The following is a 14,005-nucleotide window of genomic DNA, read 5'->3' on the forward strand; positions in this document are numbered from 1 at the left end:
TTCCGCAGTATAACGCGGCCATTTCACTTCGACTCTTACGGTTTCCGCTAATGGTCATTGCCGCTCTTCTGGGCGGATTCGGGCTCCTGTTCGGCTTGCTCTTCATCCTGCTGCACCTGGTTACCTTGCGCTCGCTCGGTCAGCCTTATTTAGCTCCAATCGCTCCGCTCAGACCGCGGCAGCTGCTTGATGTGCTGATTCGCGCTCCTTTGAAGCACCTCTTGCGCTCGCCGCGCAACCGGCATATGCATATGTCTATAAAACGAAAGAAAGGATGACTATGGCGATGAGAAAGCTGCATCTGAAGCTGTTTTTGATTGCTTTGGTTCTCCTTTCTTTAACGGGATGCTGAAGCAAATTGGAGCTTCCCGAAAGAAGCTTCATTATGTCTTTGGGAATTGACGAAGGCAGGAATGGCAATATTCGACTGACGGCACAATTATATAAACCGAACCCCGGACTAAGAGGAAAGGGGAGGGAGCGAAGCGTTCGTCAACGTTCAAGCCGAGGACGAATCGATGTTTGAGGCCGTGCGCGACTCGGCCAGCAACTGCTGACCATTCAATAAGTAGCTTACAGATATTCCGGAAAGACGGCGAATGTGACCCTGCTTGGTCTCGGTTTTCAGCTGAAGGGGCAAGTCGATGATGCGATGATCCCTTATCTCTATCGAAGTAAGAAACTAACAGAAACAACTCCGGTAGCGGGGGCCGTCCTTCTCAAAAAAGGAAAAATGATTGGGAAGCTGTCTTCCAAGGATATGGAAAGCGTCTTGATGCTGCGTGATGAATATGTACGTGGGGTTCTCGAAATCCCCTGCTTAACCCAACCGAAGGGCAAATCGAAATGGAAAGAAACGGTTCAAGTTATTTCAACGAGTACCCAGCTTTCTCCTGAGATCAAGCAGAGGTCTGTCACGGTGAAAGCGTCCATAACGATCGAAGGCACCGTCACTGAGCTCAAGTGTTCCAAAATAACGACGAGCGAAGAAGAAATAAAATTCATCAATCAAATCAAGAAAGTCGTCGAGCAAGATATGCAGAAAGCGTATGGGGAGCTGAAGCAGAAAAAAGCTGATGTCATTAACCTCGGCAATCTGATATACCGCAGACACCCCGCGTTATGGAAAAGCATGAAGGAAGACTGGCACGAGATTTTTTCGAAGAGTCAATTACAGATCCAAACCGATGTGAAAATTATCAATACCGGGACGACCATCGGAAAATCGGTTTTGTCTAAAGAAAAATAGGAGGGAAACCCGTGTTGGAGAAAGTTATCGTTCTGTTTGTCATGTATGCGCTCCTATTCGCGTACGACGGTCCGAGACTCAAACAGAAGCAGGCGCGTGAAAAGCTGGCTTACGGGGCTCTGATTCTAATCGCTCTTTATTTTAGTGTGGACTATGTATCCAATTTCGATATGCCGAGGCTGCATATGGTTGTCGTTCTGTTGTTATCCGATACGGCGGAGCAGATCGTTGGCTATTTTAAGGCGGGAACATCTTGAAAAATCGCGAATCCGTCACTGCAGGACAAATGTCACTCCTATTTTTCACGTTCATGACAGGGTCGGCCATTATCAATATTCCGGCCCCGCTAATCGCTTTCGCCAAAAACGATGCGTGGCTCTCACTGATTATTTCATGCACGATAGGGGGGCTGCTGCTGAGCTGTATGCTTTATCTGAATAAGCAATACCCCGGCTTAACTTTTGTAGAATACAGCCGCAAAGCGGTCGGTACGTGGATCACCTACCTTTTATCGATTCCTTTCGTGCTTTTTCTGTTCCAAATGTGTGCCGCTATCGTACTCGACGTAGACTTGTTTATGACCAGCTCTTTAATGGACGAAACGCCTATGTATATCTTTTCTTTTATTGTGGTGTTAGCTGCCGCAATAACCGTGCATGCCGGTATCGAAGCCATGGCCAGAATGTTCATCATCATCATCACGGTCATGCTTGGTTTCGTAGCAGTCATCTTCTTATTAGCACTTCCTGATTATCATCCGGAACAACTGCTGCCGATTATGCCGCAAGGAATCAAACCTGTGCTGCATGGCGTGTATTTTACTTACGGGTTCCCTTATGGAGAGGTGGTCGTGTTTGTCATGCTGCTGTCGTCTGTCCGTAAGACAAACAGCAAAGACCTAAACAGATCTATGTATAGGGCGCTTATCATAAACGGTGTCATTTTAATTACATCTGCCGTATGCACGATTATGATGTTCGGCCCTATGGCAGGGGAAAGAAAATACTCCTTGTATCAGTTTGCGCGCATGATCCAGGCTGTCGACATCATTGAAAGAATCGAATCCATCATCGCAATGGCCTTAATCGCAGGATCTTACATGAAAACCACGATTACCTTGTATGCGCTGACGTTAGCCATATCTCAACTGCTGCGTTTGCGCGATTACCGGATCCTCATATTTCCTACTGCTTTGATCATTGTGCTGCTCACCCTCTTGTTATCCGAAGGCATGACTAAATGGGAAGAAACAGTAGCGTCCATACACCCGCTTTATGTGTCGATATCGTATGTGTTTCCTTTGCTTGTTCTTACGCTGGTCACTTGGATCAAGTCCAAACGAAAGCAATCCAGCGAATAAGGGTCACTGTACCATTCCGGGAAAATGGTTTCTTCTATTAAGGACAACAAGACCCTCGGCTTAAACCATGTTAACAGTTAACATCCCTACGATGAAAGGACTGCCATCGTATAAACAGAGGTACAGTTCCGTGGTAAGGCTTAACCTTTCCAAGCAGGATTTCCACCTGCTAAACTTCTCGAATAGGATTGGTCGCACCGAAAGTTGAGTAAATAGGATTACGTTCTTTTCCTGATATTAAAATTGTCCGACAACAGCAGCCAATTTTGTGGGAAAGCTAGGCCCAGCTTCCAATACATCATTCCCCGTAAATTAAACTGCTTGATCAAATCAAATTTCGCTTGAATGCTGGGGGCATCCTCGAACCATACTTCATGTTGCACCCCTGCATCGTCGGTATGTAACGAAGGAATGAAAGGGCGTAGACCCGCCCCGACATGGGAATGAGAACCTCCAGGGGCGGCGTGGAGAAAGTGTGCAGTAAATGGGATTATTTAGGAAAGCTGTGCTCTCCCCTTTATTCCCGTGCGCCATCATGTTGCCGAAGTCAAAAACGGAGTTCCACTTCTTGTCTTTCATCCTTAACCAACCGGGCGAAATCCTGCGAATAAGCGAGCATTTGTGAGAAAATCATATCGTATCGAGGGAGTTCAATAAGAGAAAGTTTGTATATAGAAGGACTAAGAAAAAATAACAGATAATTAGTTTTTCTTTAACCAGATCTTTATGCTTGTCATTCTATATGATAGTAAATTTGAAAAGTAATCTAATATTAACATTGATCACTAGCGTTGCATAAACATCCGATCCGTTATAATCGAAAAATTCAGAAAACGAATTTTCAACTCGAAATCCAAAAGGTCGAACATCCCTTAAAGGTAGCCCTGTCCATTTGGTAGTTTATGTATATTTATTCATCAACGTTCTTCAACTAGTCCTTAGCCTGATGTCACTATGAAGTCTCTTTACGTCTACGACCAGATGTTCGACTCGGTTGTCGCTTTATTCGCTCGATCCATTCCGAATAGGGTCGCCACAGCAGTGTCTTCAGCCAGCGGCTGAGTTGTAGCAAGGAATGCCCCGCTTTTATGTTCAACTTTATCAGTGCTAATAGGCAAAAAGCGATAAGCGCAATCCATACTTGGTTATGTACGGCTCGTTCGCTTGTTCCGTAAAACCACTTGATCTGAAGATGCTGTTTCATCCACTTAAAGAACGTTTCGATCGCCCAACGGCTGCGGTACATCTCACTGATTTCTTCACTGGTCAGGTCGAATCGATTGGTAATTAGAACGAGTAAATTCCCTTCTGAATCTTCAGTTTGAATCATGCGAAGATCGTGCTTGACCCGTTTTTGTGGTGACCCAATACGAACTCTTTCATCCACAACTACTTTACTGTCTGGTGGGATTTCAAACGATTCCAGCGGCTCAATAACAGCGTTATTCTTCAAGCGTGTGACAAAGCGAATGTTGTCCTTGTAGTACCTGTTGAATGCATCGTAATCCACATAGCCGCGGTCAAAGACATAGGTTACGCCTGTTTCATCAATCAAAGCTGCGCAGCACTGATTGATTCAAGCCCGAGTTCCTGCTGAAATTCCTTGCATAACACGTCGTCAGCAATGTCTCGGAGACCGTCACGTCCTTGCAATTGAGCGTGAAGGAACAGTTTTAGATAAGCAGGTGTTGTGAGCTTTTTCACGTATTTATCCTGACCGGTTTCAGTGATCTGATTTGTGAACGTTTTTGTACAAATTGGCGCTAGCCATTTACCAAATGAAGTGAATAGGGTATTCTTATCCATGCGCTAACTTTCGTGGATTATGGACAGGAACTACCTCCCATAACCATTGTAAAGGATTTTTTTGCGTTCGTATGAATAAGTATCAGAAAGTTATGAAGATTCAGATAAAATTAATGCAACGCTAGTGATGAATTATTAATTGTGTGGAAGTTTAATAGGTGATGGAAAACAGAAGAGTGGAAAAGATCTTACGAATCCATATGGTCGATAATTGAAAAAAATGAGTTAATGCCATAACTGGTACAGATTTTTTGCTTCATATTACTCCCGATTATATGATTGCAAGGAATCGAAACGTTAATAATTAGTCTGAGAAAGTTAATTGCAAATATAACTAACAACAGGTTACCCGGTGTGGAAGAACTGGTTGGGTTGGTCCAAGTAATTTCCTGCGTTTGTAGACAGTATTTTAAGTAAGATTAATCTTGCAAATAGCTAAAGCTGCAAAAGATTCTATAGTATTATAATGAAGGATTTACAAGTTCACGTTGCATGATTAAAGGGAACAAAATAAAATCACTGAACAAGTCGCGATACCGCGGCTTTTTTTATATTTTAGATCGACGATAATATAGGGACTTTCTTGTCGTAAGATATAAGTTATTAGTTTTTTGAGGGGATTTTCATGTCGCTTAAGGGGAGAAATTCACGTCGTTGTAGTGCCGCAGAGCACGGCGACAACCGTTTATGCTGGTTGACAAAATATAATTTTCAGCATAAGATTTAAACAGTTGTTTTAAACAAGTGTTTAAATAGAGAAAACGGGAGTGGTTCAATATGAAAAATGCATTGCAGGCTTTTATGAAACGTCCAACCACTTGGGTTGGTATTATTACGGCAATCATGTTCCAAGTTATTTTCTCGGTCATTTGGATGACGGGCTATAACGGCGTCACGGATCGAATCGACAAGCTGCATATCGCGGTTGTCAATGAAGACCAGCAAATGGGAGCGCAGATTGCAAGCGGCCTTGTTCAAAATTTGCCCTTCAGCATGAATCAAATCAATAACATTGCCGAAGCTAAACAGCAGCTCGACGAACGGGAGCTTCAAATGATCGTCTGGATACCGGCGGACTTCTCTCAGAATGCCGCGGCTGCAGACGGCACGGCATCCATTCAATATATCATAAACGAATCCAATCCTGCGCTAATTAAAAGCATTATGAGTGGCGCGGCTGCGCAAATAACGGCAGAAGTGAATAAGCAAGCGGTAACCGGCGGCATTCAAACGGTCCTTGGCAACATGAAGCTTCCAGCGGAGCAGGCCGGAGCAGCCGCACAGGGATTGTCAGAGCGTGTCACTTCGGAAATCCAGTCAACCAATGTTATTCAAGGCATGAACAATCAAATGGTTCCCATGATGCTGGTGCTGGCTTCTTATGTTGGGGCTATGATTATGGGAATGAATTTTGAGCAATCTGCCATGGCAATAAGTGCGACAGTAAGCAGATGGAAACGTTTTGCGGCAAGAAGCATTCTTAATGCAGCGGCAGGCGTAATTGTATCTTTGGTAGGCTCTTCGCTGCTCGCAGCGTTTGGCGGCCAAATGACGCAGGGCTTCCTTCATATTTGGTTATTCCAGCTGCTGTTCGTACTGACTTTTATATTCGTATCACAAATGTTTATTTACTTGTTTGGCATGAGCGGAATGCTGTTTAACATTATGTTATTGTCAGCACAGCTTGTTACCTCCGGCGCGATCGTGCCTCGTGAATTATTATCGGATTTTTACGTGAAGCTAGGAGATATTCTTCCGGCTACGTATGCGGTAGAAGGCTCGATGAACATTTTGTTCGGCGGTCCAGCTGCAACGGCTGACGCGCTAACCCTGAGCATCATCGCGATTGCTGCTATTGCGGTAAGCGCATTGGCTGTAGCGGTAAAACGGCAGGCCGTGCGCCAGCAGCAGCCTGCCGCAGTCATTGCCAGTCATAACCGATAAAATCAAACTCGATCTTGCTGTTTGGTCGCGAATGGTTCAAAATAAAAGAAATTGCGTCTATGGAGGACCGTCATGACAACAGGGGATGCGGATATCAAAATCAGAATTTTGTTAGCGGCCAAAAAGCTATTTGCCCAGCACGGCTTCGAGAAAACGACCGTTCGGCAAATATGCGAGGAGGCAGGAGCTAACGTCGCGCTCGTGTCGTATCATTTTGGCGGGAAAGAAAATATGTTCGGAGCGTTGTTCGAGCATTTTTTTCCCAATGATCAAATTGCCAATGTAGACCCATCGCTAAGCCCTGTAGTGGGCGTAAAGCTTATTATTCGCGAGGTAACGAGATTTCGATACAGCGACCCTCAGCTCATTAATATTATTCAGCAGGAAATTATAATGAACACGGATCGCATTAAAAAAATTCGCAAGCATGTCATGCCCATGTGGAAACTGCTTCGTCACTGGCTTAAAGAGGGCGATGAGCAAGGCGTATTTCATTTTCGCTCGCTCGATACGACCTTGATGTCCGTTGTAGGCACGCTGCTCTTTCATCGGCATACCGAGTATTGGACCATATTGCTCGAAGAAGAGCATCCATCGCTGGAAACGATGATCGAAGATTTGACAGCGTTCATTTTGGGCGGCGTACATTTCAAAGAACAATAGCAGGGAGCCAGCATACCGTACGCGAGAAATCGTTGTGCGGTATTTTTAATTCATAAAAGTACTAATTTTTCACTATGAAGTGCAATAGAAAAATAATATAGTATAGCTAAATTGTCCACGAAGGGCGGTAATGAGTGAAGAGAGAATTGGGAATATGAGGCATAGGGGTCAAAACATTTTCAGGAGAAATGCCCGTCGAATACAGAAGCCAGCAATGCGCGGATAGAATGGGAGTGTAATAAATCATGAAACGCAAGCTGATAAAGGACATTTTGGAGCATAGCAGAAAGCGCGGTCTGGCTCTGCTCACTTTGGACAGCGCGGTTGAAGGATTGGCAGCAAGTTTGCTTGCTTCTGAAGCGAATCGGTCACTCCTTGACGAGATCAAGGCGGAGGCCGACCGGTTTGTGCAGACACCCGATCCTGAGCTTACCTATACTCTCTTTCGTATCTATGGCGATTCAGGAGAGCGACTAGCTTATGAGCGGGTTTATTTTGAAAGACGTAAAAGGCTGAATGCGTTTGTTATTATGGCTTTGCTTGAGCCGGACCGACAGCATTATGAATCAGCGGCTCTTAATATGATTTGGTCTATTTGCAATGAGTATACCTGGTGTTTGCCGGCTCATTTTAATGAAGATGCGGAGAAGCCGGATATTGATTTGTTTGCTGCGGAGACGGGCTATACGCTTAGCGAGGTGCTGCTGCTCTTGGGTGACAGATTGCCAGCATTGCTGCGCGAACGAATCGAAGGAGAAATCGAGCAGCGGCTGTTTCGCCCCTTTTTGAAACAAGGTCCTTATGGCTGGGAGACAGCTGAGCACAATTGGTCTGCGGTATGCGCAGGTTCAATTGGTGCTGCGGCCCTCCATCTCATCGAGGATACGGGACGGCTGTCCGAGCTGCTGGAGCGGGTACTTGAGTCGCTCGATTGTTACTTAAGCGGGTTTGGCGAAGACGGCGCTTGCGCGGAAGGATATTTGTACTGGCAGTACGGTTTCGGCTATTACGTTTATTTTGCCAAGCTGTTACAAGCGGCGACCGACGGCCGCATCGACTTATTTGCTTCACACAAGGTGAAGGAAATCGCGCTGTTTCAGCAAAAATGTTTTACAGGAGGCGGCACGGTCGTTAATTTCTCCGATTCGACTAACGAAAGCGGTATTTTTATGGGGCTTAGCTGCTGTCTTCATAACGAGTATAATGAGGTGATCGTGCCGGATGGAAGCCTGAGAGCAAAGTATTCAGCCGATCACTGCGGTCGCTGGGCGCCTGCGCTTCGCAACCTGATATGGGTGAAGGATGTATGGATGCAAGCATCGGATGACAAAACGCTCTGGCCTGCTGAGTCGTATTATTTGTCCGATGTTCAGTGGCTGTTATCCAGGCATGTAAGCGAAAATGGCGGCAGCTATAGCTTCGCTGCAAAGGGCGGGCATAATGAGGAGCCGCATAACCATAATGATGTAGGCCATTTTATCCTTCATGCGGATGGACAAGCCTATTTGGCGGATTTGGGAAGCGGGAAATATACGGCGCAATATTTTGGCCCGGAGCGTTATTCCATTTGGTGTAACGGCTCACAAGGACACTCGGTACCCGTTATTAATGGACTTCATCAGCAAAATGGTTCCTCATTCCGAGCAACGGTTTTGGAAGCGTCTACAGATGAAAAGGTGGATCAATTGATGCTTGCGATCAGCGGAGCTTACGGGCAATCTCAGCTCGAGCGTTTGGAACGTCATTTCCGCTGGGAAAAAGAAAGGCTGCCGCGCTTAAATCTGAACGACTTGCTTTTGTTTGCGGACAGCAGTGAGGCGGCGGAGCAGCATGTGACGGAGCGCTTTATTACGTTTCTTGCACCTGAGCTGGTGAAGGAAGGACATATCGTACTATCTGGAAAACGCCAACTTAGCATTACTTATGATCATCAAATATGGCGACCGACGGTGACGGCAAGAAGTGATCTGGATCATTTCGGAAACGAGCGCTTTTGGTATACGCTTGATTTTGAGGCTGCGGCGCCTGCAGGCATGCCTTTGACAGCGTCATTTATTTTTCAATTTGAATCCTAACTTATTTAATCGATGCGGGGGAGAGGGAATAGACATGGAGAAGAGCAATTGGACAAATGAAGCATGGGGTAAGGTACATGAGAAGGTAACGAGAACGAGCAATCGAATCGGCGCAAGATTTCCTCATGCCAGCGTGGATGGAGCTTATGTGCTCGAAGCGCCGCATTGGTGGACAGCCGGCTTTTGGCCGGGCCTGCTTTGGTTGTTGTACCGCGACTCGGAATCGAAGGATGAACACTATAAAGACATTGCCGAAGCATGCGAGCAGCAATTGGATGAGGTGCTCACCGGGTTTGACCGGTTGGATCATGATATCGGCTTTATGTGGTCGCTTACGAGCGTAGCCCGTTATAAGCTGCTAGGTGAAGAGCAATCGCGCAAACGCGCGCTGCTGGCTGCGAGTGTGCTCAGCGGACGTTTCAATGTAAAAGGAAATTATATAAGAGCATGGAATCCATGGGGCGAAGGTGATCGCAACGAGGGCTGGGCCATAATCGATTGTATGATGAACCTGCCGCTGCTCTACTGGGCGAGCGAGACGACGAACGATCCAAGGTTCAAGCACTTGGCGATGGAGCACGCGGATACGGTGCTCGAGCATTTTATCCGTACAGATGGCTCGGTCAACCATATTGTTGTCTTCCACCCGCAAACCGGCGAGTTTGAAAACGTTAACGGCGGACAAGGCTATGCACCGAACTCGGCTTGGTCGCGCGGGGCATCATGGGCTATTTACGGCATGGCGCTAAGCTACCGTTATACGGGAGAGCTTAGGTATTTAGAAGCAGCTAAGCGTGTTGCCCATTTCTTCCTTGCTAATTTGCCTGAGGATTCGGTCCCTCATTGGGATTTTCGTTTGCCTTCCGGCGTCGAGCGTTACCGCGATACATCAGCAGGCGCTTGTGCGGCTTGCGGCTTGCTTGAAATTGCGAGAGCGGTTCCGAATGAAGAGTCAGAGCTGTATCAAGCAGCAGGGGAGCGAATCCTGCGCTCTATGTACGAGAACTACGAAGCTTGGGAGAATGAAGCGGAAGAGGGCTTGATTTTGCATGGCACAAGCCATTATCCGGAGCGGAGAAACATTGATGTGCCGCTAATTTACGGCGATTATTTCTTCGTAGAAGGTTTGGCGCGACTAAGAGGAAATTCGGCAACGTTCTGGTAGGAGGGAGATGGATATGATGAGCAGACAACAGATCAGCAGCCCGCTTTCTGACCGTCAATATTGGCTCGAGCAGCTGCTTGCCATTAGCGGTCCTGTCCTGACGGCACTCGCGGAGCGCCACCTTAAAGAGAGCATGCCGATTGAATTCGCGGAGGTTTCCGGTGAAACCGAAGAGGAAAGGGCGATAGCTGCGGCAGAGCTTCAAGCTGACCGAGCGAAATATACACATTTGGAAGCGCTTGGACGGCTTCTATCCGGTATGGCTCCATGGCTCGAGAATAGGTCCCTTAGCGGAGCAGAAGAGGAGATTCGCGCCCGTTATGCCGAACTCGCTCGTGAGGCCATAGATGCGGGGACCGATCCGGACTCGCCGGATTACATGAACTTCAGTGATGGCTTTCAGCCGATTGTCGATGCAGCCTTTTTGGCGCTTGCGATACTGCGGGCGCCGGTAGAGCTGGGAGAAAAGCTGGAGCAGCGAGTGAAAAAGAACGTCGTTGCGGCGCTGAAGCAAACGCGGACGAGGAAGCCTGTTTTCTCTAATTGGCTGCTGTTTGCGGCTACCACTGAAGCTGCTTTGCTTAAGCTTGGTGAAAGCGACTGGGACCCGATGCGGATCGATTATGCCTTGAAGCAGCACGAACAGTGGTATTTGGGCGATGGCGCCTATGGCGACGGACCCGAATTTCACTGGGATTATTACAACAGCTTCGTCATCCAGCCGATGCTGGTCGACGTGCTTGCCGCAGCAGGTGACCAGTACGGAGAGTGGGATGCCATGCAAGCCGCCGTATCGGGCAGGGCTCGGCGTTATGCAGAGGTACTTGAGAGGTTAATCGGCACTGATGGCACCTATCCGCCAATTGGACGATCGCTTGCTTATCGCTTCGGCGCATTCCAGAGCTTAGCTCAGAGTGCCCTGCTGGATGATTTGCCGAAGAGTGTCAGTCCGGCCCAGGTACGCTCCGCTTTGACGGCAGCTATCCGCCGAACGCTTGAAATACCGGGCAATTTCACGCCGGAGGGCTGGCTCACGATCGGTTTTTGCGGACATCAGCGAGATATTGGCGAGCGTTATATTTCAACAGGCAGCCTCTATTTATGCGCGGCCGTGTTCTTGCCTTTAGGCCTGGCAAGCGAACATCCGTTTTGGAGTGGAGCAGAAGAAGCATGGACCTCGAAAAAGGCGTGGTCCGGACAAGCTTTTGGAATAGACACGGCATTGAAGTAAAATATAGATACTGTAAACGGGCAGATGATGGATGAATCCATCGTCTGCCTGTTTGAATTGGGATTGCGGCCTAAGGGCTCAAACATTACTTAGATGCTTCTATTTATATAGAAGAAAGTCGGGGGAGGGCATGCGGAAATTGTCGTCTTTTCATGCTTTTTGTATTATGGCGGCGATTTTATCCGCTGCGGCTGTCGTACATGCGTCGTAAGTAGCAGACGGCACTAGTAGTACCAAAAAGTCGTAGAATACAGCTTTCAGGCGCAAAAGAATAGCGTTCGTGCTTGCCCTGTGTAAATATACGGAAAATTAAAACCAAGCACTTGAAATTGATAACGAAAATGAGTATGATAAAAATAGTTGTTAGCACTTGAAGGTTACGAGTGCTAACGAGAATCTAAGCAGCGACAAATTTTGAAGGAGGCTATTTTCAATGATCAGACCTTTGGGTGAACGCGTATTGATCGAAGCAATCGCGAAAGAAGAAACAACCGCTAGCGGTATCGTATTGCCGGATTCGGCGAAAGAAAAGCCGCAAGAAGGCAAAGTGGTAGCAGTTGGCAGCGGTACGCTGAAAGATGGCGTTCGTGTTGCTTTGGAAGTTAAAGAAGGCGACCGCGTTCTTTTCTCCAAATATGCGGGTACTGAAATCAAATACGAAGGCAAAGAGTATTTGATTATGAAGGAAAGCGAAATTCACGCGATTTTTGAATAGCAGCCCGACATGGGTCACATAGAAGGCAAGATACGAGAAAACAAGATTACTTAAACTATTTTGGGAGGTTTTAAGTTAATGGCTAAGGAAATTAAATTTAGCGAAGATGCTCGTCGCGCAATGCTGCGCGGAGTTGACGCTCTTGCAAACGCGGTTAAAGTAACACTAGGTCCAAAAGGCCGCAACGTTGTACTTGAGAAGAAATTCGGAAGCCCGCTTATCACAAATGACGGTGTGTCCATTGCGAAAGAAATCGAGCTTGAGGATGCATTCGAGAACATGGGCGCTCAGCTTGTTAAAGAAGTAGCAACAAAAACAAACGACGTTGCAGGTGACGGTACGACTACCGCTACTGTTCTTGCTCAAGCGATGATTCGCGAAGGCTTGAAAAACGTTACTGCCGGCGCTAACCCAATGGTTATCCGCAAAGGTATTGAGAAAGCTGTTAAAGCTGCTGTAGAAGAGCTGAAAGCCATCTCGAAACCAATCGAAGGCAAGCAATCGATCGCACAAGTTGCTTCGATCTCGTCTGCTGACGATGAAGTAGGCCAACTAATCGCTGAAGCTATGGAGAAAGTCGGCAACGACGGCGTTATCACTGTAGAAGAGTCGAAAGGCTTTGTTACAGAGCTTGAAGTGGTTGAAGGTATGCAATTCGACCGCGGTTATGTATCGCCATACATGATCACTGATACAGATAAGATGGAAGCTGTCCTAGACAACCCTTACATCCTGATCACTGACAAAAAAATCACGAGCATTCAAGAGATCCTTCCGGTTCTTGAGAAAGTCGTTCAATCCGGCAAACAATTGCTGATCATTGCTGAAGACGTAGAAGGCGAAGCTCAAGCTACACTAGTAGTGAACAAACTTCGTGGAACATTCACTTGCGTAGCGGTTAAAGCTCCAGGCTTCGGCGACCGTCGTAAAGCAATGCTTCAAGATATCGCTGCTCTTACTGGCGGCCAAGTCATTACAGAAGAACTCGGCCTTGAGCTGAAATCGACTGGCGTTGAATCCCTAGGTTCCGCTCGTCAAATCCGTATCACAAAAGAAACGACAATCATCGTTGACGGCAGCGGCAACTCCGCTGACATCGTTGCACGCGTGAACCAAATCCGCGCTCAACTGGAAGAAACAACTTCCGACTTCGATCGTGAGAAGCTTCAAGAGCGTCTTGCAAAATTGTCCGGCGGTGTTGCTGTAATCAAAGTCGGCGCAGCTACAGAAACAGAATTGAAAGAGCGCAAGCTCCGCATCGAAGATGCCCTCAACTCCACTCGTGCAGCGGTTGAAGAAGGTATCGTATCGGGCGGCGGTACTGCCCTCATTAACGTATACAATGCCGTTGCTGCTGTTAAAGCAGTAGGCGACGAGCAAACAGGCGTGAACATCGTTCTTCGTTCCCTTGAAGAGCCGCTTCGCACAATCGCAGCTAACGCAGGCCAAGAAGGCTCCGTTATCGTTGAGCGTCTGAAAAACGAAAAAATCGGCGTAGGCTACAATGCAGCTACTGGCACATGGGTGAACATGTTCGAAGCAGGTATCGTTGACCCTGCTAAAGTAACACGTTCCGCGTTGCAAAACGCAGCTTCCGTTGCAGCTATGTTCTTGACAACTGAAGCCGTTGTTGCTGACAAACCTGAGCCGAAGGGCGCAGGCGCTGGCATGCCAGATATGGGCGGCATGGGCGGTATGGGTGGCATGATGTAAGACTTCCTATAAACCCTTGATATATAAAGGTTTTGGTGAGTCGGGAAGTTCATTTCCCCACATTTTCCCCACATAAGGTAATAT

The 14,005-nt window shown here is 47.2% G+C and carries 13 protein-coding genes and 1 pseudogene; 11 read left to right on the plus strand and 3 right to left on the minus strand.

The window, feature by feature from the left end; translation table 11 throughout:
* The 4 genes from RCO25_RS11325 to RCO25_RS11340 form a co-directional block, all read left to right on the plus strand.
* A partial coding sequence (locus RCO25_RS11325) for a spore germination protein (protein ID WP_308996254.1) occupies window positions 1-278 on the plus strand: 278 nt, incomplete at its 5' end.
* A gap of 323 nt (window positions 279-601) precedes the next feature.
* A complete protein-coding gene (locus RCO25_RS11330; RefSeq protein ID WP_308996255.1) occupies window positions 602-1,249 on the plus strand; it encodes a Ger(x)C family spore germination C-terminal domain-containing protein in 648 nt (215 codons plus the stop codon).
* Window positions 1,250-1,260: 11 nt separating this feature from the next.
* Window positions 1,261-1,506 (plus strand): hypothetical protein, encoded by a 246-nt coding sequence (locus tag RCO25_RS11335; protein WP_308996256.1) that lies wholly within the window; start codon window positions 1,261-1,263, stop codon window positions 1,504-1,506.
* Window positions 1,503-2,609 (plus strand): GerAB/ArcD/ProY family transporter, encoded by a 1,107-nt coding sequence (locus RCO25_RS11340; protein ID WP_308996257.1) that lies wholly within the window; start codon window positions 1,503-1,505, stop codon window positions 2,607-2,609. Before RCO25_RS11335 ends, RCO25_RS11340 begins: the two co-directional genes overlap by 4 nt.
* Window positions 2,610-2,827: 218 nt before the next feature.
* Here RCO25_RS11340 and RCO25_RS11345 read toward each other — a convergent pair.
* The 3 genes and pseudogenes from RCO25_RS11345 to RCO25_RS11355 form a co-directional block, all read right to left on the minus strand.
* Window positions 2,828-3,010, minus strand: a pseudogene (locus RCO25_RS11345) (spore gernimation protein); the annotation flags it as partial.
* A 551-nt stretch (window positions 3,011-3,561) separates the two neighbouring features.
* A complete protein-coding gene (locus RCO25_RS11350) occupies window positions 3,562-4,164 on the minus strand; it encodes an IS4 family transposase (protein ID WP_308996258.1) in 603 nt (200 codons plus the stop codon).
* On the minus strand, window positions 4,161-4,415 hold the full coding sequence (locus RCO25_RS11355; protein ID WP_308996259.1) for a DUF4372 domain-containing protein: 255 nt from the start codon (window positions 4,413-4,415) through the stop codon (window positions 4,161-4,163). The genes RCO25_RS11350 and RCO25_RS11355 overlap by 4 nt, the downstream gene beginning before the upstream one ends.
* A gap of 777 nt (window positions 4,416-5,192) precedes the next feature.
* Between RCO25_RS11355 and RCO25_RS11360 the strand changes: the two genes are divergently transcribed.
* From RCO25_RS11360 to groL, 7 genes are all read left to right on the plus strand, one after another.
* Window positions 5,193-6,359: a YhgE/Pip domain-containing protein gene (locus RCO25_RS11360; RefSeq protein WP_308996260.1), complete on the plus strand. Its 1,167-nt coding sequence runs from the start codon at window positions 5,193-5,195 to the stop codon at window positions 6,357-6,359.
* Window positions 6,360-6,431: 72 nt separating this feature from the next.
* Window positions 6,432-7,022, plus strand: coding sequence for a TetR/AcrR family transcriptional regulator (locus tag RCO25_RS11365; protein ID WP_308996261.1), 591 nt, complete (start codon window positions 6,432-6,434; stop codon window positions 7,020-7,022).
* 245 nt (window positions 7,023-7,267) lie between these two features.
* A complete protein-coding gene (locus RCO25_RS11370; protein WP_308996262.1) occupies window positions 7,268-9,097 on the plus strand; it encodes a heparinase II/III family protein in 1,830 nt (609 codons plus the stop codon).
* A gap of 34 nt (window positions 9,098-9,131) precedes the next feature.
* Window positions 9,132-10,262, plus strand: coding sequence for a glycoside hydrolase family 88 protein (locus RCO25_RS11375; protein WP_374992097.1), 1,131 nt, complete (start codon window positions 9,132-9,134; stop codon window positions 10,260-10,262).
* Window positions 10,263-10,269: 7 nt separating this feature from the next.
* Complete coding sequence (locus RCO25_RS11380) at window positions 10,270-11,493, plus strand: DUF2264 domain-containing protein (RefSeq protein WP_374992098.1); 1,224 nt, start codon at window positions 10,270-10,272, stop codon at window positions 11,491-11,493.
* Window positions 11,494-11,926: 433 nt separating this feature from the next.
* Window positions 11,927-12,208, plus strand: coding sequence for a co-chaperone GroES (groES, locus tag RCO25_RS11385; protein WP_076338572.1), 282 nt, complete (start codon window positions 11,927-11,929; stop codon window positions 12,206-12,208).
* Window positions 12,209-12,286: 78 nt separating this feature from the next.
* Window positions 12,287-13,921: a chaperonin GroEL gene (gene groL / locus RCO25_RS11390; protein WP_308996264.1), complete on the plus strand. Its 1,635-nt coding sequence runs from the start codon at window positions 12,287-12,289 to the stop codon at window positions 13,919-13,921.
* Window positions 13,922-14,005 lie beyond the last annotated feature (84 nt).

Origin of the sequence: Paenibacillus sp. LHD-38 (genome assembly GCF_031157315.1) — a bacterium.
GTDB lineage: Bacteria > Bacillota > Bacilli > Paenibacillales > Paenibacillaceae > Pristimantibacillus.

What these genes read in the sequence shown, in the direction of transcription:
- RCO25_RS11355 (WP_308996259.1), bottom strand. Translation starts at nt 4,415, where the DNA reads ATGGATAAGAATACCCTATTCACTTCATTTGGTAAATGGCTAGCGCCA.
- RCO25_RS11360 (WP_308996260.1), top strand. Translation starts at nt 5,193, where the DNA reads ATGAAAAATGCATTGCAGGCTTTTATGAAACGTCCAACCACTTGGGTT.
- RCO25_RS11365 (WP_308996261.1), top strand. Translation starts at nt 6,432, where the DNA reads ATGACAACAGGGGATGCGGATATCAAAATCAGAATTTTGTTAGCGGCC.
- RCO25_RS11370 (WP_308996262.1), top strand. Translation starts at nt 7,268, where the DNA reads ATGAAACGCAAGCTGATAAAGGACATTTTGGAGCATAGCAGAAAGCGC.
- RCO25_RS11375 (WP_374992097.1), top strand. Translation starts at nt 9,132, where the DNA reads ATGGAGAAGAGCAATTGGACAAATGAAGCATGGGGTAAGGTACATGAG.
- RCO25_RS11380 (WP_374992098.1), top strand. Translation starts at nt 10,270, where the DNA reads ATGGATATGATGAGCAGACAACAGATCAGCAGCCCGCTTTCTGACCGT.
- groES (WP_076338572.1), top strand. Translation starts at nt 11,927, where the DNA reads ATGATCAGACCTTTGGGTGAACGCGTATTGATCGAAGCAATCGCGAAA.
- groL (WP_308996264.1), top strand. Translation starts at nt 12,287, where the DNA reads ATGGCTAAGGAAATTAAATTTAGCGAAGATGCTCGTCGCGCAATGCTG.